The sequence below is a fragment of the Microbacterium sp. genome, assembly GCF_052102115.1.
GTDB lineage: Bacteria > Actinomycetota > Actinomycetes > Actinomycetales > Microbacteriaceae > Microbacterium.
The window spans coordinates 56,180-76,067 of sequence record NZ_JBQDVP010000007.1 but is presented as its reverse complement, the minus strand read 5'-3'; the positions used below and the strand labels follow the sequence as shown (position 1 = coordinate 76,067).

Sequence of the window (19,888 nt, the reverse complement as noted above, 5' to 3'; positions counted from 1 at the left end):
GTCAGCTCTCCCAGTTGTCGGCGAGCTTGTCGAGCAGGCGGGCGAGTTCGCTCTTCTCATCTTCGGTAAACGACTCGAGAGCTTTCGACAACGCCTCGCGCCGCTCACCGCGCATGCCGCGCGCTATACGTCGGCCCTCGTCTGTCAGCGCAATGCGGGTGCGGCGAGCGTCGTCGGGGTCGGCCTCGCGCTGGACGAGCCCGCGCTGAACGCCCTGCTGCACGAGGCGTGAGGCGCGCGGCTGGTCGACGCCGATCGCCTCGCCGAGAGCGCTGACGCTGAGCGGTTCGGATGCCGTGGCGAGAGCATCCAACATCCGGACGAGCGCCGGTCCTCCGAGGCGCCCGCGCGCTCCGCCCGCCCAGGGCGGGGGGCCGAACGCGGGTGCCCCGCGGAATCCGTGACCGGGCTGGTGCCGGCCGTGCTCATGCTGCGGGCCGTGCTCACCGTGCGGTCCGCCGTGGCCGTGCCCACGCGGCCCGAACGGGCGCCGCCCGCGCAGGCGGGACAGGGCGTGCGCGATGGCTTCGGCGGGGTCGGGATTCTCGGTGCTCACGCTTCCGACTTTACATGTGATTTGACATGCATCAGCATTGCATGTCACACTACATATACATGCACAGTTACAAGCAAAGGACTTTTCTCATGAACACCACCGATGACAATCAAGAGACTTCCCGCCCGTTCGGATTCTGGCTGAAGGCCGTCGACCGCCTGATGGCGGCCGAGTTCGCCGAAGCCTTCGAATCGTTCGGGGTCACGCGCCGCGAATGGCGACTACTGAACCGCGTCGCCGGAACCGTTTCCGACGATGCGCGCCCTATTCCGACGCACAAGCTCGACCGCCTCCTCGAACTCGGGTGGGTGACCGATGCCGATGGCACCTGGACCCTCACCGACGAAGGCCGCGAGGCCAAGGAGCGCCTCGGCACGATCGTCGACGGCATCCGCGCGAAGGTCACCGACGCTGTTCCGGCCGACGACCTCGCCACCACGATCGCGACGCTCGAGCAGCTCGCTCGCGCGTTCGGTTGGGACGAGAACACGCCGCTCCCGCGTGGGCGCGGTGGGCACGGTCACCGTCGCGGATTCGGGCGCGGGCCCCGTGGGTTCGGGCGCGGATTCGGGCACGGACCTCGTGGGTTCGGGCACGGGCGCGGCCATGACGGTCGTGCCGGTCACGGCTTCCCGGCCGGTCAAGGCTTCCACGCTGGCCCGGGCGGACACGCTGGCCAGGGCGCACCGGACTTCGGTGAGCGCCGCTTCGGCGAGCTCGTCGACTGCGGGCACGGTCGGCATCCCTTCGCCCACGGCGAGGGACACGGCAGGCACGACCGCGGTCACGGCGAGCACGGTCACGGCGGCCGAGCACGCTTCGCGCGTTTCGCGCAGGGAGCCTACGAGCGCGGCTTCGATGCCGGCTTCTCCCGGGGCCGCAGCTGACCCCCAGCCCATGCGAGAGGATTTGTGCCGGTTATGAACGCTCATAATCGGCACTTTCCAACTCGCACAGCGAGCCCAGCGGACCCAGCGAGCCCAGCGAGCCCGGCGAGCGCTCGTCAGCCGGGCACGCCCAGGAAGATCATGAAGCCGACGGCGGCGAACAACAACACTGTGAGGCCTCCGTATATGGCGACGGTCCAACCGCGGTAGCTCTGCCCGTCTGTGCCGCCCGCGGCCGGGCTGACGTAGTTCCGGGTCGCTTCGTCGCGCGCCGTCGCCGCGCGCGAGGCGGCCGCACGTGACTCTGCTTTCTGCGCAGCGGTCAGGGGCACAGCATCCTGCTTGTGTGCCGACTCCGACGTCCAGGTGTCATCGGGCGTCCACGTGCTGCGCTTGCGGCGTGTCGCGGCACCGGCTCCGGCATCCACCGACGCCGGGGGAATGACCGGCTCGGGGTCCGGCGGCGGCGCTGAAGCGAACTGGGGCGGCGGCGGCACTTCGAACTCCTCGATGGCCGCTGCGGCATCGGGAGTGGTGACCGTCTCCGGTGCCGGGACCGCGAACGGCTCGACATCCGACGCCGTGACCGGCGAATCGGGCGCGGTCTCGTTGGCGATGGCATCCTCGCCGGGGCTCTGCGGTTCTTCCGTGTTGTCGCCGCTCACGCTCTCGATACTACGTGTGGGCCCGGCGCGGTCAACCGCCGAGCGACCCCAGATCGGTATTGCCGACGTCGGTGCGGTGGAAATTCTGGAACGATCGGGATGCCGTCGGCCCCCGCTGGCCCTGATAGCGGTTGCCGTACGGGCCGGATCCGTACGGGTTCTCGGCCGGAGAGGTCAGGCGGAAGAAGCATAGTTGCCCGATCTTCATGCCCGGCCAGAGTTTGATCGGCAGTGTCGCGACGTTCGCGAGTTCGAGCGTGACGTGGCCGGTGAATCCGGGGTCGATGAAGCCCGCCGTGGAGTGAGTGATCAGGCCGAGGCGCCCGAGCGAGCTCTTGCCCTCAAGGCGCGCGGCGACGTCGTCCGGCAGCGTGACCTGCTCGAACGTCGCGCCGAGCGCGAACTCGCCGGGGTGCAGAATGAACGCCTCGTCGGGCTTGACCTCGATCAGATGGGTGAGGTCGGGCTGGTCTGCGGCCGGATCGATGAACGGATACTTGTGGTTGTCGAACAGGCGGAAGTACCGGTCCAGACGCACGTCGACGCTCGACGGCTGGATCATCTCCGGCGCTTCCGGCTGCAGTCCGATGCGGCCGGAAGCGAGTTCAGTCCTGATGTCGCGATCGCTGAGAAGCACGGGTTCAGCCTAATGGGGGTGATCGGGAGGGGCCGCGCGTTTGTTATGCTGGCCAGACGCCGCAAGGCCCCGGGACTGTAGTTCAATGGTAGAACTTCTGCTTCCCAAGCAGATAGCGCGGGTTCGATTCCCGTCAGTCCCTCCACCAACCGGGATCTTTGTATCCGAGACCGGAGGTCACATATGACGAAGCACTTCACCGTCGGCGACCATGTCGGCTGGAACTCCGAAGCTGGCCACGTCAGCGGTCGCATCGTCAAGGTGCACACGTCCGACTTCGACTACAAGGGTCACACGCATCGCGCGAGCGATGACGACCCGCAGTACGAGATCAAGAGCGACAAGACCGATCACATCGCCGCGCACAAGAGCAGCGCGCTGAAGCGCCTCTCCGACTGACCCCGGTTATCGCGCCGCGAGCGCCCGCCCGATCCGCTCCACGGCCTCGCGCAACACCGGCCGCGGGGTCGCGAACACGAAGCGGGTGAATCCGATCGCCGCCTCCCCGCACGCCGCCCCATCGGTCATCGCGACTCCAGCGTGCTCGCGGAACCATTCGCCGAGATCGCCCGTCAACCCAGTCTCGCGGAAGTCGAGCAGGGCGATATATGTTCCCTCCGGCATAGACACGTGCACGCCAGGGATCTCGGCCACGAGCTCGGCCAGTAGGCGACGATTCTCATCCAGATACGCCGTCACCTCGTCGAGCCAGGCACCGCCCGATGTGTACGCCGCGAGATTCGCGACCGCACCCGTCGTCGACGTGCCGTGTCCGATCCAGCCGTCGTCGGCCTCCCACCGCTCCAGCGACTCGGCATTCGAGAAGATGATCTGCGCGCACTTCAGGCCTGCGAGGTTCCACGCCTTCGATGCGGATGCCGCGGTGACCGTGTGCGCGGCGGCAGCAGGAGACACCGACGCGTAAGGGATGTGCGTCGCCGGGGCGTAGACGAGCGGCGCGTGGATCTCGTCCGAGAACACCCGCCCACCAGCATCCGTCACCGTCTCGGCGATGCGAACCAGCTCGTCACGGGTCGCGACCGTGCCGAGCGGATTGTGCGGATTGCACAGCACAAGCAGTTCAGCGCCGTCCGCGAATGCGGCGGCGACAGCATCCAGATCCATCGCCCACCGACCGCCCGACTGGATGCTCGGCACCTCGATGACCCGCCGTCCGAGCCGCGGGGGCACCGACAGGAACGGCATATATGCCGGTGTCGGCACGATGATCGCGGCGCCAGGTGCCGTGAAGGTCTCGATCGCGAACTCGAACGCCGCGATGACGTCGGGAACGAGCCGTACCTGATCGCCCGTGAGATGCCAGCCGTGGTGCTCGGTGTACCGGCGCGCGGTCTCCTCCTGCAGCGCGGTCGCCAGATGCTGCGGCAGGTACCCGGTGAGCCCGGCTTCCAGCGAACCGCTGATCGCCTCGGTGATGGCCGGCGCGAGGCCGAAGTCCATCTCGGCGACGAAGGCACCGATGGTGTCGGGGAACATCGTCCATTTCACGCTGCCCGCGGCCCGCAGGTCAGTCTCGGTGATCTCGTCGAACGGATGCTGGGTCATGCTGCTCCTTCGCGTCGTCCACCCATTCTTCCGGAGTTTTCGAGCCTCGGGTCGGCGGATTCGGGTCAGCGACCCCGGTCACACCGGCTCGGGGTTCTCAAGGCTCTCGGCATCCTCAGTCCCCTCCTTCACCGGCAGGATGACGTCGAGCGGCATCGTGCTCGTGTCGAGGTACTCGTTCTCGTCCTGGTCGGCGACGAGCTCTTTGGCCTCGTCCTTCGTCTCTACCGTCGGGAAGGAGCCGAGCAGCGGGCGCTTCGCTGTCTCCTTCATCGACAGCATTGCGATGCCGCCGAGTGCGGCGAAGAACATGATGTAGAACGCCGGCATGTAGATGTTGCCGGTCAGCTCGATCAGCGCCTGGCTGAACAGCGGCGTCGTACCGCCGAACAGCGACACCGCGAGGTTGTACGCGATCGCCATGGCGCCGAACCGGGATGCCGTCGGGAACAGCGCCGGCAGGGCAGATGCCGAGATCGCGACGTAGAACGCGACGGGGATCGCGACCATCGCCAGCGCGATCGTGACCGCCCACTCCTCGCCGATCTGCATCACCGTGAACGCCGGCACCATCAGCACGATGGTCGACACGACGGCGATGCCGTAGACCGGCTTGCGGCCGATGCGGTCGGAGAGCTTGCCGATCAGGGGAAGGCAGGCGCTCATCACGATGAGCACGGGAACGGTGGCGATGGCGGCCATGAGGTTGGAGACGCCGACCTCGGTCTCGAGATACGTCGGCATGTAGCTGGTCAGCGCATAGGCGGCCGTATTGGTCGCGGCCACCAGGGCGACGCCGATGATGACGACCCGCCAGTGGTGCCGGAAGATACCGATGATGCCCAGTCGTCCGAGCGGATCGGTGCCGTCCGCCGAGCGGGTGTCGGCCTCTTCGGCCTCGAATGCGGGGGTCTCGGGGATCCGCAACCGGAACCAGATCGCCACGGCCCCGAGCGGAATCGCGACGAGGAACGGGATGCGCCATCCGTAGTCGACCATCGCGCCGGTGCCCGAGATGCTCTCGGTGATCCAGGTGGTGATGGCAACGGTCGAGGCACCCGCGGCGAAGCCGACGTAGGAGCCGACGTCGAGGAACGAGGACCAGAAGCCGCGGGAGCGGTCGGGCGAGAACTCCGAAACGTACGTGGTCGCACCGGCGTACTCCCCGCCCGTCGCGAAGCCCTGCACCATCTTCAGCACGTACAGCGGGATGACCGCCCACAGACCGATCGCCTCAGATGTCGGCAGCAGACCGATGAGCGCCGTGGCGATCGCCATCATGGTCATCGTCAGGAACAGTACCCGCTGCCGACCGATCCGGTCGCCGAGCGGACCGAGGATGAACCCGCCGAGCGGGCGCACCAAGAACGAGATCGCGAAGCCGAACAGAGTCAGCAGCAGACCAAGACCGCCGGGCGCATCCTCCGTGAACACCTTCGTCAGCGTCACGGCCAGGTAGCCGTAGATGCCGAAGTCGAACCACTCCATGAAGTTTCCGACCACGGTTCCGGATATCGCGGTGCGCAGTTTGGACTTTTCGACGACGAGGACGTCGTCGACCTCGAGCCTCCTGCGGCGCGTGATCGCCTTCTTGCGGTTGGACATGCTGACTTCCCCCTATGCAGCGCGGCCGCCGTCCATGAAGCACGGCCTCTACCGAATCGAACGCGCTCAAAGTTATCCGGCTCATCCGGAAGCATCGCGCAGGTTGCCCGGCGTTCCCTGTGATATCGGGGTTGCGGTGGTTCAGAGCCGGGCCGATGCCCGTCGGTCGCGCTGTCAGCGTTCGAGAACGACGGCGAGGCCTTGTCCGACGCCGATGCAGATGGCGACGACCGCGATTCCTGTGCCACGGCGCCCCAGTTCATGTGCGGCGTGGCCGATGATCCGGCCGCCGGAGGCGCCGAGCGGATGCCCGATCGCCAGCGCCCCACCATGGATGTTGAGCTTGTCGGGATCAAGGTCGGGCCAGCCGCGCAGGCACGCGAGCGACTGCGAGGCGAACGCCTCGTTCAGCTCCACGAGATCGACATCGGCCCAGGTGCGTCCCGCGCGGGTCAGGGCCTTGTTCGCGGCCTCGATCGGTGCGATCGGGAAGTCGTCCGGATCGACCCCGTGCGCCCCGCGGCCGGTGATGCGGGCCAGTGGTTCGGCATCGAGGGCGCCCTCGGCGCCGAGCAGCACGGCCGAGGCGCCGTCATTGATCGACGATGAGTTCCCCGCTGTCACGGTGCCGTCATCGGCGAACAGCGCACGGAGCCCGGCGAGCTTCTCCACCGTCGACCCGTCACGGATGCCCTCGTCCCGGGCGAGCTCCGCACCGGCGACCTGCACGATCTCCCCGTCATACACACCCTCGGCCCACGCACGGGCGGCGAGTTCGTGCGAGCGCACAGCGAACGCATCCTGATCCTCGCGGCCGATGCCCCGCGTGCTCGCGGTCTGCTCCGCTGCCTCACCGTTCGATATCGTCCAGGGCGTCGGCAGCATCCGGTTCGTCATCCGCCAACCGATCGCCGTGTTCCACATCGTCTGATTACCCGTCGCCGGGTACGGTTTCGCGAACTTCTCGATCACGAACGGCGCCCGGCTCATCGATTCCACGCCGCCCGCGAGGATGACCTGGGCATCTCCGGACTCGATCGCCCGCGACCCCTGGATCACCGCCTCGACGCTCGACGCGCACAGCCGGTTCACCGTCACACCGGTCACGGAGGTCGGGAAACCTGCGAGCAGCGCACCCATCCGCGCGACGTTGCGGTTGTCCTCCCCGGCCTGATTCGCGTCCCCGAAGATCACATCATCGATACGCGCGGGATCCAGGCCCGTGCGCTCGATGGTCGCGCGCATCACGGTCGCTGCGAGATCATCCGGACGGATGCCGGCCAGCGCACCGCCCGCACGACCGAACGGCGTGCGAACAGCGTCGTAGATGTGAGTCGTGGTCATGAGAGCTCCAGCCCGATCTTCTCCAGAGCGTATCGCGCGGGTGCGGGTGCTGGCGGATGCTGCAGCCGGCATCCCGAGCTCACGGGTCGTCACTTTATACTCACAGGAATACTTTTGCTCGCTAACAGGTTGTCCATGAAGAGGCGGAAGCCCACCGGCATCCACCTCTTCACATCTCGATGACTCGCTCGCACAGACGGGCAGAAGAAGGAGAAGGATGACAATGTCAGAGAACACAGCTTCCGAGAACAAGGTCGCGCTGGTCACCGGTGCCGGGCAGGGCATTGGCCGCGGTATCGCGCTGAAGCTCGCATCCGACGGGTTCGATGTCGCGATCGTGGATCTGCCGTTCCAGGAGGAGAAGGCCGCTGGCGTCATCTCCGAGATCGAGGCGCTGGGCCGCAAGGCGATCTTCGTGGGCGCCGACGTCTCGAAGAAGGATGACATTGTCACCGCCGTCGACCGTGCCGCCGCCGAGCTCGGCAGCTTCGACGTCATCGTGAACAACGCCGGAATCGCGCAGGTGAAGCCCATCGAGGAGATCACCGAAGAAGAGCTGAACAAGATCTTCGCGATCAACGTCAACAGCGTCGTCTGGGGCATCCAAGCCGCGGCCGCCAAGTTCACGGAACTCGGCAAGAAGGGCCGCATCATCTCGGCCGCCTCGATCGCCGCCGTCAAGGGATTCCCCATCCTCGGTGCCTACTCGGCGTCGAAGTTCGCCGTCCGCGGTCTCACCCAGGCAGCCTCGCAAGAGCTGGCCGCGAAGGGCATCACGGTCAACGCCTACGCCCCCGGCATCGTCGGCACCGGCATGTGGGACGAGATCGACAAGCGCCTGTCCGAGATCAACGGCAAGCCGATCGGGCAGAACCTGAAGGAGAACGTCGAGAGCATCAGCCTCGGCCGCATCGAGACCCCGGAGGACGTTGCCGGAGTCGTCTCGTTCTTCGCCGGACCGAACGCCGCGTACGTCACCGGTCAGACCCTGCTCGTCGACGGCGGGATGCTGTACAGCTGAGGTTGAGGGGCTGGGCGGCGCGGCGGGGAGTGGCTTCGACTCGCTCCGCTCGCTCAGCCCGTTTCGTCTCGCTGCGCTCGCTCAACGACCCGCGGGGGCGGGCTGCGGAAGCGGGGGCTGCGGGGGCGGGCTGCGGAAGCGGGGGCTGCGGAAGGAGTACCGCGGGGCGGGTCGCGGGGGTGGTCAGACGGCGGCGGGCACGCCGAATGCGTGCCGTTCCTTGATCGCGGCAACGGCTGGAGACGAGAGGAACGCGAGCACGTCGGCGGCCTGAGCGGGCGAGGCGGATGCCGTCGCCACCGCCCCCGCGAACACAGTGTCGATCGCGCAGTCCTCCGGCATGACGCCGAGGATGCGCACGCCCGGCTGCCCGACCAGCTCGCTGAGCTGCTGGAACCCGAGGTCGACCTCGCCTTCGGCCAGCGAATGAGCCACCGGGATCCCCGGTTGCGCCCGCACGAGCCGGTCGCCGACCTCGGAGGTCAGCCCCCAGTCCTCGATCATCTTTACGAGCGCGGTTCCGCTGGGGCCGGTCGAGTAGCCGATTCGTGTTGCAGTGCGCAGCGCCTGACGCAGCTCTTCTGCCGAACCAAATGCCGGTCCATCGGGCCGTGCCGCCGGAACCCCCGAACCAGACGGCACGGCCACGGCCACCTGCGACAGCACGATCGGTACGACCGTCGCAGGGCACACATGCCCGGCATCCGCAAGTCGCCCGAGGGTCCCGGATGCAAGGAAGACGAGATCGAAGACTTCTCCGGAGGCGACACGATCAGCCGCGTCCACTCCCCCGACCGACTCGACGTCGAGCCGCGCGAGCCCCGTCGCAGTAGCTGTCTCCGACAGGTCGGCGAGCACGTGGCGCGTCGCCATCGACGAAATGGCTCTCACGCAGCATCCTCGAAGCTCTCGGCATCGACCTCGGAGGCGGGGCCGGGCGCGTAGCGCGGGCCGGCGACTGTAGCCGTGTTGATCAGCGAGCCTGCACGCTCGAGCAACGCGGCATCCACCGTCACCTCGAGCGCGGCGAAGTCCTCGCGCAGATGCGAAACGCTGGTCGTCCCGGGAATCGGAACCACATGGTCGCCACGCGACAACAGCCAGGCGAGCGCGAGCTGTGCGGGCGTGCATCCGGCTTCCGCGGCGAGCGCCCGCCACGCCGGGAGCAGTGCCGCGTTCGCCGGCCAGTTGTCCGACGAGAACCGCGGCATCGCGCGGCGGATATCCTTCTCCGCGAACTCCGAAGGATCACCGACGGAACCGCCGAGGAACCCGCGCGCAACCGGAGAGAACGCAACGAGCGCGATCCCGTCAGCCGCGGTGGCGGCCAGCATCCCGAGCTCGGGGTTGCGGCTCCACAGTGAATACTCGTTCTGCACCGCGGCGATCGGTGCGACTTCCTGCCCTTCGCGCAGTCGCGCGACAGAGACCTCCGAGAGCCCGATGGCGCCGATCTTCCCGGCATCCACCAGCGACGCCAGCGCGCCGACACTCTCGCCGATCGGCACGGTCTTGTCCCACCGGTGCAGGTAGTAGAGATCGATGTGGTCCACGCCGAGCCGCGAAAGCGAGGCATCCACTTGCCGCTGGAGAGTCGAGGGCCGCCCGTCGATGACCTTCACGCCGTCGACCATCGCCATGCCGCCCTTGCTGGCGAGCACGACGTCATCCCGTCGTCCGCGCAGGGCGTGCCCGACGAGCTCCTCGTTGCGGCCGCCGCCGTAGAGCGTCGCGGTGTCGAGATGCGTCACCCCGTCATCCAGCGCTGCGCGCAGCACCGCCAGCCCTTCTTCAGGAGACGGCGGGATGCCGTAGGCGTGGCTCAGGTTCATGCACCCGAGGCCCATGCGGGGAAGCTTCACGCGAGCTGCTCCTCCAGCTGTCCGAGCACGCGGTAGCAGTCGATGACCTGGCGCAGCGAAGAGTTCGGTTCGCGACCCTCGCGGATCGCGCTCACGAACTCGCGGTCCTGTAGCTCGATGCCGTTCATGCTGACGGCCACGTTCGAGACGTCGATCTGCTCCTCCTTGCCGGTGAACAGATCGTCGTAGCGGGCGATGTAGGTCGCGGTGTCGCCGATGTAGCGGAAGAACGTGCCGAACGGACCCTCGTTGTTGAACGACAGCGACAGCGTGCAGATCGCACCCGACTCGCTCTTGAGCAGAATCCCCATGTCCATGGCGATCCGTAGCTCGGGGTGGATCGGACCCTGGACGGCGTGCGCCTCGACGATCTTGCCCGCCTGGTAGGCGAACAGGTCGACGGTGTGCGCGGCGTGGTGCCACAGCAAGTGGTCGGTCCACGACCGCGCCTCGCCCTTGGCGTTGGTGTTCGTGCGGCGGAAGAAGTACGTCTGCACGTCCATCTGCTGCACGTTGAACTCGCCCGCGGTGATCCTGTCGTGCACGAGCTGGTGCGAGGGGTTGAACCGGCGCGTGTGCCCGACCATCGCGACCAGGTTCGCCGCTTCAGCCGCGTCCGCCGCAGCGAGGGTGGCCTCGGCATCCGCCAGCGAATCGGCCAACGGAATCTCGACCTGCACGTGCTTGCCGGCGGCGAGCACAGCCTGCGTCTGCGAGGCGTGGAGCCCTGTCGGGGTGGCGAGGATCACGGCATCCACGTCGTCACGCTCGAGAACGCCCTCGAGACCGACAACCGCGTTCGGGACGCCGTACTGCGCCGCGACCGCATCCGCCTTCCCCTGCGAGGTGGCGGCCACGACCGTCACCTCGGCGTCCTCGATGTTCTGAAGGCCGTCGAGGTGCTTCATGCCGAAGGCGCCGTTGGCGCCGACGACGGCGATGCGGATCTTGTCGCTCATTCGCTGTTCCTTTCGCAGTCCGGTATCAGGATGTCAGGCGTTCGCCACGGCCGCGGTCTCCGCGGGCTCGGGGGCGGACGCCTGGCCTGCGGGCTCAGCGACGTCCGCGTCGTCTGCGATGAAGTCCGTCTTGCCGACCGGGTTGCTCATGACGAGATGGCCGACAGCAGTGTTGGATGCCGGCACGTGATAGAACCGGTGATCCGTCGAGGGGTCCTCACCGCCGAACTGGTCATCCATTGCGCCGCGCGCGATCAGCCAGTCCACGAGTTCGATCCCCTCGGAACCTGCCTCATCGACGTACTCCATGTGCTGCCACTCGGTCAGCCCCAGCGGGTCTTCGATGAGATGGTCGAGGAATGCGTTGTCCCACTCCTCATTGATGAGCCCGGCGCGCGGCCCCTGCAGCTGGTGGCTCAGCCGTATTCAACCGGTCGTCGCAACACCGGCGAATCGGGGTATCGGATGAGCGTGTGGGACAAGCAGAAGCAGGTCCGGGCATATCGAGGGCAGATCGTGTCTCCTGGTCGGCCGAGCGTCGCGTGGCGGCAGGATCGGGTGCAGTTTTGGGTGGCGATCGCTGCGGGGAAGAAGACACGCGAGGCGGGGGCGGCTGCGGGTGTTTCGGAACCGGTCGCGCACCGGTGGTTCCGCGACGCTGGTGGAGTGAATCCACAATTGCCTCCCACCGTGTCTGGTCGATATCTGTCGCCGTCAGAACGTGAGAACATCGCGCTGTGGCGTGCGCAAGGAGCTGGCGTGCGTGAGATCGCCGGACGCTTGGGGCGTGCGCCATCGACGATCTCGCGGGAGTTGCGGCGCAATGCGTCCACGCGTACGTATCGGCTCGAGTACAAGGCGTCGACGGCGCAGTGGCATGCGGAGCGTCGTGCACGCAGGCCGAAGACCGCGAAGCTCGTCGCCCACGATGCGCTGCGCACTTACGTCCAGGACAAGCTCAGCGGCAGCCTCTTCGCTGCGGACGGCACACGGATCGGGCCGGTCGGGCCTGCCTGGGATGGGAAGAACAAACCGCATCGCGGGGATCGGGAGTGGGTGACGGCGTGGAGTCCACGGCAGATCGCCAAGCGGCTACCGATCGATTTCCCCGGCGATCCTTCGATGCGGATCTCGCACGAAGCGATCTATCAGGCCCTCTACGTCGAAGCGCGCGGAGGACTGGAGCGGCATCGGTCCTGGCATCTACGTCGAGGACGAACCAAGCGCATGCCAAGGGCACGGACCAGGCAGCAGGCGTGGGCTCACGTCACCGAGGACACGGTGCTATCGAAGCGTCCGAAGGAGGCAACGGATCGCAAAACTGCAGGGCATTGGGAAGGAGACCTCATCATCGGGTTGAAGCGCTCCGCGATCGCCACGCTCGTGGATCGGACCACTCGATTCGCGATGCTCGTTCATCTTCCACGTCAGGCCGGATACGGGATCATCCCACCACGGAAAAATGGCCCGGCGCTGACGGGGTATGGAGCGATCACGACGAAGAACGCCCTCACTGCGACGTTCTCCACGCTACCGGCGGCATTACGTCGTTCGCTGACCTGGGATCGCGGCAAAGAGCTCTCCGCGCACCGATTGCTTACGACTGAGATCGGGCTGCCGGTCTATTTCGCCGATCCGAAAAGCCCCCGGCAGCGCGGCAGCAACGAGCACCTCAACGGACTCCTACGCCAGTACTTCCCCAAGGGCACAGATCTCTCCCGGTGGAACGCGGCAGAGATCACCGCCGTCGCGGACGCGATCAACAACCGCCCGAGAGAAATCCTCGACTGGCGCACCCCCGCCGAGGCCTTCGAAGAGCTACTACGATCGACCCAACAAACAATCGTTGCGACGACCGGTTGAATACGGCCAACAACCGCAGGCTCCACGGTAGCCTCGGCATGGTCAGCCCCGACGAATACGAGGCGACCTACTACGCGGCCCTCACCCGAGAGCCGCTCCCCGCATAGAAGCGGCACAGAACCTGGGACGGTTCATAGCTCAGTCGTCGTCATCATCGGCAGAGGCCTCAAGCGCGAGCTCGTCCTCGAACGCCCGCGTGATCGTCTCTTCATCCGGCAGCGCCTTCTGCGTTTCCGGAGTGAGCTCGTACCTGCTCACCGCGACCGGCTGGGCAGCGCCAGCGAGCGCGTAACGGACGACAGTGTCGTTCTTGTCGGCGACGAGCAGGATCCCGATGGTTGGCTGGTGCTTCTCGGTGATCCGGAGGCGGTCGTCGACGAGCGCAACATAGAACCCGATCTGTCCGGCGTCACGTGGCTCAAACTTGCTGACCTTAAGCTCGATCACGACGTACCTCAACTGCTCGACGTGGAAGAACAGCAGGTCGACGTTATGCCGACCTCGGCATAATGTCGATTGTTCCGATTCTCGGATTATTCCGACGACTGCCTGACGGGCTCCTGGGGCATGGTGCAGCCACCTGTCTGGCTCGGAATAATCCGCATGCGCCTCAGAAGCCGACGGAACGGGTAGTCGTCGGCACCTTTCCGCGGGATTGTGGTGCGTGTCGCGACCGTCTTTGGAGCGGCCGCGACGCCGTCCGACAGGAGGTTGGGTCGTGAATGACGAACCATCTTGGGTTGCCGAGGGCGTGTTGGCAGAGGCCACGCGCATCGGCCTGGCGCCCGGCTCGATCCGGTACTACCGGAGCTGCTGCTGGACCGTGATGCGGTTCTCGCACAGCCGAGGAATCGATCAGCTGACCGAGCGGGCCGTGGAGGAGTTCCTCGCGGCAATGGATGATCGAGTGCGCCGAGGTGAGATCCACGCTGGGCTGCGATCGAACTTGGAGAAGATTGCCCGGCTGATGCTGGAGTTCCAGCGGACCGGCGCGGTCGTATGGAAACGACGAAGGCCAGCATCGAGCCTGAGCGCGTCTGCCACGGTGGTTCTCAGCGGCTTCGCTCAGCACGTGCAGAAGGAACTCGCGCCTGGCTCGGTGCGCGATGTGGTCAGTGAAGCCCGCGGATTCATGGGTTATCTGGACCGCGTCGGCCGTTCGCTCGAATCGGTCTCTGTCGACGATGTCCGAGCATTTCTCGTCGAAGCGAGGCCGCGTCACGCATCGGGCATGGGAAACACGGTGTGGGCCATCAAGCGGTTCCTCCAGTTCCTGAACCATCAGCGGCTGACCGAATTGAAGGTCGATGCCCTGCTGGCGCGGGTCGGGCCGAGACGGACGCGTGCGCTACCCTGCTTCACCCCCGAGGAGGCTGACCGGCTCGTCAGCGCGATCGAGACCGCAACCCCCCGCGGGAAGAGGGACTACGCGATGGTCCGGTTGGCGCTGTCGACCGGGCTTCGCTGCTGCGACATCGTGTCACTCCGGCTCAACCAGATCGACTGGCACAACGATGAGATCCGCCTGGTGCAGAATAAGACCTCGGCGCCGTTGACACTGCCACTGTCGGCGGACGCCGGCAACGCGATCGCGGACTGGCTCCTGCACGGAAGACCCGATAGCGATGCGCCCGAGGTATTCGTCCGTCTCTACGCGCCGTTCACGAAGCTGACCGGGCCAACGGGGGCTCTCATCATGCGCCGGTGGCTTGCCAAGGCGTGTCGCACCGCGCACATGACGGTAAGACGTCCCACGCGCTGCGGCGCACGACGGGCACCCGCCTGATCGAGTCCGGAGCCGAGCTGGCGCTGACGGCGCAGGTGCTCGGTCACGCCAGCATTGACTCCTCTCGACGCTACATCGCGCTGGCCGACGAATTCCTCCGTGACTGCGCCCTCCCTCTCGACAGCTTCGCCCTAGCGAAGGGCGCCCCGCGATGACCATCACGTTCAGCAGCGGCTTCGCCACTCACATCGAGGCGATGCTCCAGTGGCGCACAGCTCTCGGCTACTCCCGCCGCACACTCGCGTATCCGATGCTCAGCTTCGACCGGTATTGCGTCGCACACCCGCCTGGCGAGCCGATCCTGACCCGGGAACTGGTCACCGCCTGGTGTCAAGAAGGCGCGAGGGTTGAATGGCCTGCGTACAAGGGCCACGCGATTCGCGAGTTCGGCAGGTACCTGCACCTGGTCGGCGTGGAAGCATTCGTGCTGCCCGCGCAGTGGATCCGACAGCCCACCAGGAACCTGCCCCACATCTTCAGTGACAGCGAACTGGCCGCCTTCTTCGGAGCTACCGACTTGGTCACCCCCTCCGGGACCAGCCCATTCCGTGAGTACACGATCCCGGTGCTCTTCCGACTGATGCTGGGCTGCGGGCTGCGGCCCCAAGAAGCCCGACTGCTCCGCCGCCGGAACGTCGACCTCGGCGGCGCCATCGTGACGATCGAGCAGTCGAAACGGAACAAGGACCGCCGTGTCCCGGTGGACACCGGCATGGCCGACCTGTTGGCCCGGTTTGACGAGCTCGCCGATCTGCGCCGGCCCGGCCGGGAGTTCTTCTTCGAGGACCACCCAGAACAGCCCTACCCGGGCCGCTGGATCACGGCCCACTATCACCGCTGCCGTGATCGTGCGGGCGGCGTCGCACCCGGTTCCACGCCGTACACGCTGCGCCACAACTACGCCACACGCACCCTGACGCGATGGGTCGAGGAGGGCCGCGACCTCAATGTCTGGCTGCCGTACCTGTCGGCCTACATGGGTCACAACACCTACTCGACCACTGCCTACTACATCCATCTGCTTCCCGAGCGCCTGGCCGCAACCGGCCTGACGAGCGCGGCGGGCATCATCCCGGAAGTGACATCATGACCAATCCCACCGACGACTTCTACCGGCACCTGCGCGAGTGGTTCACCGTTTTCATGCCTCGGCAACGCGGAGTCAGCCCGCACACGATCACCGCGTGCCGCCACACCTGGAATATGCTCCTGGGATACGTCGCGGAGACCCGCGGGGTCCCACTCGAGCACGTGACGTTCTCCATCATTAACCGGGCCTGCATCATCGAATTCCTCGACCACATGAGGGCAACGCGTTCGTGGACCGCGACGACCTACAACCAACGGCTCGCCTGCATCCGGTCCTTCTTCCGCTACGCCGCTACCGCCGAACCGATCCTCGCCATCCACCTGGCTGACGTCAACGGCGTCCCGCAGCTGAAGACCACAGCGACCCCATCCGTCCACTATCTGACGACCGGCGCCGTCACGGCGCTGCTTGCCGCGCCCGATCACGCCACGAAGACCGGCCTTCGCGACCAGTTCTTCATGATCTTGATGTATGACGTCGCGGCCCGCGACGCTGAGATGCTCGCCCTGACCGTCGGCGATATCGATCTCAGGCGACTCACCGTCGACCTGGTCGGGAAGGGTGCGAAACCGCGGCGGCTACCTATCACCAGCGAGACCGCTGCCCACTATCGCCGCTACACCGAGGTGTTCCACCACGATCCCACCGCTGACCAGCCGTTGTTCTTCACCATCCACGGTCACCGCAAGACACGCATGTCCGACGACAACGTCGGCCGATTCGTTCGCCATCATGCCAGCACCGCCCGCGAGAGCTGCACGGAGATCCCGGAGAAGGTACACCCCCACATGCTGCGCCACTCCCGTGCCATGCACCTCTACCAAGCGGGCATGCCCCTGGCGCTGATCACCGAATGGCTCGGGCACACGGATCCCGAGACCACACTCATCTACGCCCACGCCGACACCGAGATGAAACGTCGAGCTCTCGCCAAGACCACCGTCGGCACCGCCAGTCCACCGGCCGTACCGATGTGGCACGACCGAGACGACATCATCCGGCGACTCTGCGGACTCACTACCTGACGGGCTGCGGATCGAGACGCTCGGAGCCTTCCCGTTTGGGCTGGACGGCGGGCGGGAGGCGGCCGCGCCGGTGCTCGCCTCGCGTGCGACGCTGGTGGTCGCGTTCAACGACCTCCGCGCCATCGGGCTGATCCTCGAACTCCAGCGGCTCGGCGTCTCGGTTCCGGACGAGCTGAGCGTCTGCGGCAACGACGATGTGTTCGGTGCGGACTTCATGATGCCGGCGCTCACCACGATCCGACCACCGCTCGAACGGCTGGGCGAGCTCGGCGTCACGATGGCGATCCGCATGCTCGACGCGCAGGCGCCCGAAGAGCACGCCTCGACCATGACGGCGGAGTTCATCGAGCGCCGCAGCCTCTGGCGCGCCCCTGCCTGACCCGGCGCAACAAGGCTTCGGCCCGATCCGGCACGGCTGGCTCGGCGCCGGGGACGTCAGTCGCGGACCGCTTCGATCATCGACTCTAGCCACCGCAGCCGCGCACGACCGGTCTCGACCAGACCGTTGAAGGCCGCGGCCTTGATGCGGGTGATCCGCTCGTGCTCGCTCGGATCGCGATTGCGCAGCCGGGCCCGGATCACCGGCGTCTTCCCCGCTGCGAGCGCATCGCGGTGTGCCTCCCACTCGACGATCCGCGCGCGCTCGGCCGCCCATTCGCCTCGGAGCACCTCCTCGGCTTCGGAGACGCCGACGATGTCAAGGAACAGTGCGTGCAGCAGCATCGGGTCGCGCACCGGCGGCAGGTCGTGCGCTTCGCTCACCCACCGGCGCAGTTCGCGGCATCCGTCGCCGGTGATGCCATAGCGGCGCTGGGCACGCCCATCGACGATGGCGTGCTCCCCCGCGATGAGCCCGTCGGCTTCGAGCTTGGCCAGCAGCGGATAGATCTGGCTCCGGGGAGCCGACCACACCCATCGTGCACTCGAGGCGAACCGCTGACCCAGCTCGTACCCCGTCATGGGCGTGGCCTCGAGGATGCCGAGAATCGCGAAGCGCAGGGACACGAGTGCCACCCTAGTATCACTTGTGACATATGTATATGTATACCTATACTGAAAGTACGCCACCTCCGACGAAGGAGCAATTGAAATGATCGAACTCGTTGACATCGGCTATGTCCGAAGCGGCGCGAAGGACGTCGATACCGCCGTCGGCTTCGCCCGCGACATCGTCGGAATGAAGTATCAGGGCGCCGACGACGGTGTCCACTACCTGCGCGCCGACAAGCGTCAGCACTGCCTCGCGTTCGTCGAGGGCGAGAGCGGAGTGCTCTCGAGCGGCCTCGTCCTGCGCGACGACAAGGCGCTGCACAATGCCGCCAAACACCTCGAATCCATCGGCATCCGCGTGCATCGCGGCACCGACGAAGAAGCGCGCAGCCGCCGCGTGACGGACTTCATCTCATTCGATGACCCCTGGGGCAACAAGTTCGACCTCGTGATCGGGCAGATGCACGACCCGTCGTTCCTGGAGCTGACGCGCGCATCGAGCGGTATCACCGAGTTCGGGCACTTGTGCGTCGACGCGAAAGACATCTACAAGGCGGCGGAGTTCTGGACCGAAAACTTCAACATCAAGGTGTCGGACTGGGTGCAGAACAACGCAGCGCTCATGCGCTTCAACCCGGTGCACCACACTCTGGCGGTCTTCCAGGGCGATGAGCCGGGCCTCTGCCACATGAACTTCCAGGTCGACGAGATCGACGCGATCTTCCGCAACTGGAACTTCCTCAAGGAGCACGACGTCGAGATCGAGCAGGGGCCCGGCCGCCACCCGCAGTCGGGCGCCGTCTTCCTCTACTTCAAGGGTCCCGAGGGCTTCACGTACGAGTACTCGTGGAACGTGCGGCTGATTCACGACGACGACGCCTGGATCCCCCGCACCTTCGATCCGACGATGTTCGGTGCGATCGACATGTGGGGCGGCAGCTCGCAGAAGCCGTCGACTCAGCGTCAGATCCTCACCGCCGACAACGACGCGGATGCCGCGGCCGTTCAGGCGCTGACCGAAGCGGCGCAGACACGCGTCTGACATGTCCGAGCCCATCTACGACGTGGCCCAGCTCGGCCACGTCGAGTTGCTGACGCCGGATCTCGAGGCGAGCGCACGATTCTTCACCGACACCTACGGACTGTTCCCCGTCGGTGAGACGAAGGATGCCGTGTACCTGCGTGCCTGGAACGACGACGTTCTCACGTCCCTGCGGCTGACCGCGACCACGCACCCGGGCCTGGGCCACATGGCATGGCGCACGACGAGTCCGCAGGCGCTCCAGCGCCCCGTGGACGCTCTGGAGGCGCGCGGCATCGAGGGCGAATGGCACGACGGCGATCTCGGCCACGGCGCCGCCTACAGGTTCGCCGGCATCGGCGGCCACGTGCAGGAGGTCTACTTCGAGACCGAGAAGTACGTGGCCCCGCCCGGCGAGGAGCCCTACCTGCCGAACCAGGCACAACGGTTCATTCCGCACGGGGCGGCGGCCGCGCACATCGACCACATCAACGTGCTGGTGCCCGATGTGGCAGCGGCGAGCGCGTTTCAGCAAGAGACGCTCGGCTTCAAGCTGCGCGAACGGCTGACTCCGGCCGGCGGCGACGAGGTCGGCGCGTGGCTGAGTGTCATGACGAAGGCGCACGACCTCGCGCTGACAAGGGAGCCCTCGCCCACAGAGGGACGCCTGCACCACCTCGCCTACGCGGTCGAGAGTCACATGGACGTGATCCGCGCAGCGGACATGTTCCTCCAGCTGGGCACTCCGGTCGAGTTCGGCCCGGCGAAGCACTCGCGCACGCAGGGCTTCTTCGTGTACGTCATCGAGCCAGGCGGCAACCGCGTCGAGATCTTCACCGACGGCATCCACATCTTCCAGCCGGACTGGGAGCCGGTGACGTGGACCACCGAGGCCGACGGTCGCGGCACGGCGTGGGGCACCCCGGTGCCGGCCACGTTCCACTCGTGGGCCACCCCACCCCTGGAGGCGTCGCTCGAAGTGTGAGGCGGCCCGCCCGCGCAGGCGTCTGG

The 19,888-nt window shown here is 66.6% G+C and carries 23 protein-coding genes and 1 tRNA gene; 12 read left to right on the top strand and 12 right to left on the bottom strand.

Annotated features, from left to right (window positions below):
* Position 1: 1 nt before the first annotated feature.
* On the bottom strand, positions 2–556 hold the full coding sequence (locus tag ACTICP_RS04220) for a MarR family winged helix-turn-helix transcriptional regulator (protein ID WP_441889816.1): 555 nt from the start codon (positions 554–556) through the stop codon (positions 2–4).
* Positions 557–645: 89 nt separating this feature from the next.
* Here ACTICP_RS04220 and ACTICP_RS04215 point away from each other — a divergent pair, with 89 nt between their 5' ends.
* A complete protein-coding gene (locus ACTICP_RS04215) occupies positions 646–1,443 on the top strand; it encodes a MarR family winged helix-turn-helix transcriptional regulator (RefSeq protein WP_441889814.1) in 798 nt (265 codons plus the stop codon).
* Positions 1,444–1,559: 116 nt separating this feature from the next.
* Here the strand turns inward: ACTICP_RS04215 and ACTICP_RS04210 are convergent, their stop codons facing one another.
* Positions 1,560–2,108 (bottom strand): hypothetical protein, encoded by a 549-nt coding sequence (locus ACTICP_RS04210; RefSeq protein WP_441889812.1) that lies wholly within the window; start codon positions 2,106–2,108, stop codon positions 1,560–1,562.
* A gap of 31 nt (positions 2,109–2,139) precedes the next feature.
* Positions 2,140–2,745 (bottom strand): dCTP deaminase, encoded by a 606-nt coding sequence (dcd, locus tag ACTICP_RS04205; protein ID WP_441889810.1) that lies wholly within the window; start codon positions 2,743–2,745, stop codon positions 2,140–2,142.
* Positions 2,746–2,816: 71 nt separating this feature from the next.
* Here dcd and ACTICP_RS04200 point away from each other — a divergent pair.
* Positions 2,817–2,890, top strand: a tRNA-Gly gene (locus ACTICP_RS04200).
* Between the two features lie 38 nt (positions 2,891–2,928).
* On the top strand, positions 2,929–3,144 hold the full coding sequence (locus tag ACTICP_RS04195; protein WP_441889808.1) for a DUF2945 domain-containing protein: 216 nt from the start codon (positions 2,929–2,931) through the stop codon (positions 3,142–3,144).
* 6 nt (positions 3,145–3,150) lie between these two features.
* Here the strand turns inward: ACTICP_RS04195 and ACTICP_RS04190 are convergent, their stop codons facing one another.
* The 3 genes from ACTICP_RS04190 to ACTICP_RS04180 form a co-directional block, all read right to left on the bottom strand.
* The gene (locus ACTICP_RS04190) at positions 3,151–4,311 is read right to left on the bottom strand and encodes a MalY/PatB family protein (RefSeq protein ID WP_441889806.1); all 1,161 of its coding nucleotides are present in this window, start codon (positions 4,309–4,311) and stop codon (positions 3,151–3,153) included.
* Positions 4,312–4,389: 78 nt separating this feature from the next.
* Positions 4,390–5,916 carry an MFS transporter gene (locus ACTICP_RS04185; RefSeq protein ID WP_441889804.1) on the bottom strand — a complete coding sequence of 509 codons (1,527 nt, stop codon included), beginning with the start codon at positions 5,914–5,916 and terminating at the stop codon, positions 4,390–4,392.
* A gap of 174 nt (positions 5,917–6,090) precedes the next feature.
* A complete protein-coding gene (locus ACTICP_RS04180) occupies positions 6,091–7,260 on the bottom strand; it encodes a thiolase family protein (protein WP_441889802.1) in 1,170 nt (389 codons plus the stop codon).
* A 223-nt stretch (positions 7,261–7,483) separates the two neighbouring features.
* Here ACTICP_RS04180 and ACTICP_RS04175 point away from each other — a divergent pair, with 223 nt between their 5' ends.
* Positions 7,484–8,281: an acetoin reductase gene (locus ACTICP_RS04175; RefSeq protein WP_441889800.1), complete on the top strand. Its 798-nt coding sequence runs from the start codon at positions 7,484–7,486 to the stop codon at positions 8,279–8,281.
* 183 nt (positions 8,282–8,464) lie between these two features.
* Here ACTICP_RS04175 and ACTICP_RS04170 read toward each other — a convergent pair whose 3' ends face one another.
* The 4 genes from ACTICP_RS04170 to ACTICP_RS04155 are packed head-to-tail and all read right to left on the bottom strand — an operon-like array spanning position 8,465 to position 11,510.
* Entirely contained in the window at positions 8,465–9,172 is a 708-nt protein-coding gene (locus ACTICP_RS04170) for a substrate-binding domain-containing protein (RefSeq protein ID WP_441889798.1), read from the bottom strand.
* Complete coding sequence (locus tag ACTICP_RS04165) at positions 9,169–10,143, bottom strand: aldo/keto reductase (protein WP_441889796.1); 975 nt, start codon at positions 10,141–10,143, stop codon at positions 9,169–9,171. Before ACTICP_RS04165 ends, ACTICP_RS04170 begins: the two co-directional genes overlap by 4 nt.
* Positions 10,140–11,102 (bottom strand): Gfo/Idh/MocA family oxidoreductase, encoded by a 963-nt coding sequence (locus tag ACTICP_RS04160; RefSeq protein WP_441889794.1) that lies wholly within the window; start codon positions 11,100–11,102, stop codon positions 10,140–10,142. The genes ACTICP_RS04165 and ACTICP_RS04160 overlap by 4 nt, the downstream gene beginning before the upstream one ends.
* Before the next feature lie 33 nt (positions 11,103–11,135).
* Entirely contained in the window at positions 11,136–11,510 is a 375-nt protein-coding gene (locus ACTICP_RS04155; RefSeq protein WP_441889848.1) for a hypothetical protein, read from the bottom strand.
* A gap of 57 nt (positions 11,511–11,567) precedes the next feature.
* Between ACTICP_RS04155 and ACTICP_RS04150 the strand changes: the two genes are divergently transcribed.
* A complete protein-coding gene (locus tag ACTICP_RS04150; RefSeq protein WP_441889792.1) occupies positions 11,568–12,965 on the top strand; it encodes an IS30 family transposase in 1,398 nt (465 codons plus the stop codon).
* Between the two features lie 138 nt (positions 12,966–13,103).
* Here the strand turns inward: ACTICP_RS04150 and ACTICP_RS04145 are convergent, their stop codons facing one another.
* Complete coding sequence (locus tag ACTICP_RS04145) at positions 13,104–13,739, bottom strand: PDDEXK nuclease domain-containing protein (protein WP_441889790.1); 636 nt, start codon at positions 13,737–13,739, stop codon at positions 13,104–13,106.
* Here ACTICP_RS04145 and ACTICP_RS04140 point away from each other — a divergent pair.
* The 5 genes from ACTICP_RS04140 (at position 13,684) to ACTICP_RS04120 (ending at position 17,245) form a co-directional block, all read left to right on the top strand.
* Positions 13,684–14,751 (top strand): tyrosine-type recombinase/integrase, encoded by a 1,068-nt coding sequence (locus ACTICP_RS04140; RefSeq protein ID WP_441889788.1) that lies wholly within the window; start codon positions 13,684–13,686, stop codon positions 14,749–14,751. The genes ACTICP_RS04145 and ACTICP_RS04140 overlap by 56 nt on opposite strands.
* A complete protein-coding gene (locus tag ACTICP_RS04135) occupies positions 14,670–14,906 on the top strand; it encodes a tyrosine-type recombinase/integrase (protein WP_441889786.1) in 237 nt (78 codons plus the stop codon). The genes ACTICP_RS04140 and ACTICP_RS04135 overlap by 82 nt, the downstream gene beginning before the upstream one ends.
* A complete protein-coding gene (locus ACTICP_RS04130; protein WP_441889784.1) occupies positions 14,903–15,841 on the top strand; it encodes a tyrosine-type recombinase/integrase in 939 nt (312 codons plus the stop codon). Before ACTICP_RS04135 ends, ACTICP_RS04130 begins: the two co-directional genes overlap by 4 nt.
* A complete protein-coding gene (locus ACTICP_RS04125) occupies positions 15,838–16,866 on the top strand; it encodes a tyrosine-type recombinase/integrase (RefSeq protein ID WP_441889782.1) in 1,029 nt (342 codons plus the stop codon). Before ACTICP_RS04130 ends, ACTICP_RS04125 begins: the two co-directional genes overlap by 4 nt.
* Before the next feature lie 70 nt (positions 16,867–16,936).
* Positions 16,937–17,245, top strand: coding sequence for a substrate-binding domain-containing protein (locus tag ACTICP_RS04120; protein ID WP_441889780.1), 309 nt, complete (start codon positions 16,937–16,939; stop codon positions 17,243–17,245).
* A gap of 56 nt (positions 17,246–17,301) precedes the next feature.
* On the opposite strand, the gene ACTICP_RS04115 is transcribed toward ACTICP_RS04120, so the two are convergent.
* A complete protein-coding gene (locus tag ACTICP_RS04115) occupies positions 17,302–17,880 on the bottom strand; it encodes a PadR family transcriptional regulator (RefSeq protein ID WP_441889778.1) in 579 nt (192 codons plus the stop codon).
* A gap of 76 nt (positions 17,881–17,956) precedes the next feature.
* Here ACTICP_RS04115 and ACTICP_RS04110 point away from each other — a divergent pair, with 76 nt between their 5' ends.
* Positions 17,957–18,898: a VOC family protein gene (locus ACTICP_RS04110; RefSeq protein ID WP_441889776.1), complete on the top strand. Its 942-nt coding sequence runs from the start codon at positions 17,957–17,959 to the stop codon at positions 18,896–18,898.
* Between the two features lies 1 nt (position 18,899).
* A complete protein-coding gene (locus ACTICP_RS04105; RefSeq protein ID WP_441889774.1) occupies positions 18,900–19,862 on the top strand; it encodes a VOC family protein in 963 nt (320 codons plus the stop codon).
* The last annotated feature ends 26 nt before the right edge of the window (positions 19,863–19,888 follow it).

Coding starts and splice junctions, on each gene's coding strand:
- ACTICP_RS04215 (WP_441889814.1), top strand. CDS start 646: ATGAACACCACCGATGACAATCAAGAGACTTCCCGCCCGTTCGGATTC.
- ACTICP_RS04195 (WP_441889808.1), top strand. CDS start 2,929: ATGACGAAGCACTTCACCGTCGGCGACCATGTCGGCTGGAACTCCGAA.
- ACTICP_RS04190 (WP_441889806.1), bottom strand. CDS start 4,311: ATGACCCAGCATCCGTTCGACGAGATCACCGAGACTGACCTGCGGGCC.
- ACTICP_RS04185 (WP_441889804.1), bottom strand. CDS start 5,916: ATGTCCAACCGCAAGAAGGCGATCACGCGCCGCAGGAGGCTCGAGGTC.
- ACTICP_RS04180 (WP_441889802.1), bottom strand. CDS start 7,260: ATGACCACGACTCACATCTACGACGCTGTTCGCACGCCGTTCGGTCGT.
- ACTICP_RS04175 (WP_441889800.1), top strand. CDS start 7,484: ATGTCAGAGAACACAGCTTCCGAGAACAAGGTCGCGCTGGTCACCGGT.
- ACTICP_RS04160 (WP_441889794.1), bottom strand. CDS start 11,102: ATGAGCGACAAGATCCGCATCGCCGTCGTCGGCGCCAACGGCGCCTTC.
- ACTICP_RS04150 (WP_441889792.1), top strand. CDS start 11,568: ATGAGCGTGTGGGACAAGCAGAAGCAGGTCCGGGCATATCGAGGGCAG.
- ACTICP_RS04145 (WP_441889790.1), bottom strand. CDS start 13,739: ATGCGCGTGGCCTCTGCCAACACGCCCTCGGCAACCCAAGATGGTTCG.
- ACTICP_RS04130 (WP_441889784.1), top strand. CDS start 14,903: ATGACCATCACGTTCAGCAGCGGCTTCGCCACTCACATCGAGGCGATG.
- ACTICP_RS04125 (WP_441889782.1), top strand. CDS start 15,838: ATGACCAATCCCACCGACGACTTCTACCGGCACCTGCGCGAGTGGTTC.
- ACTICP_RS04110 (WP_441889776.1), top strand. CDS start 17,957: ATGATCGAACTCGTTGACATCGGCTATGTCCGAAGCGGCGCGAAGGAC.
- ACTICP_RS04105 (WP_441889774.1), top strand. CDS start 18,900: ATGTCCGAGCCCATCTACGACGTGGCCCAGCTCGGCCACGTCGAGTTG.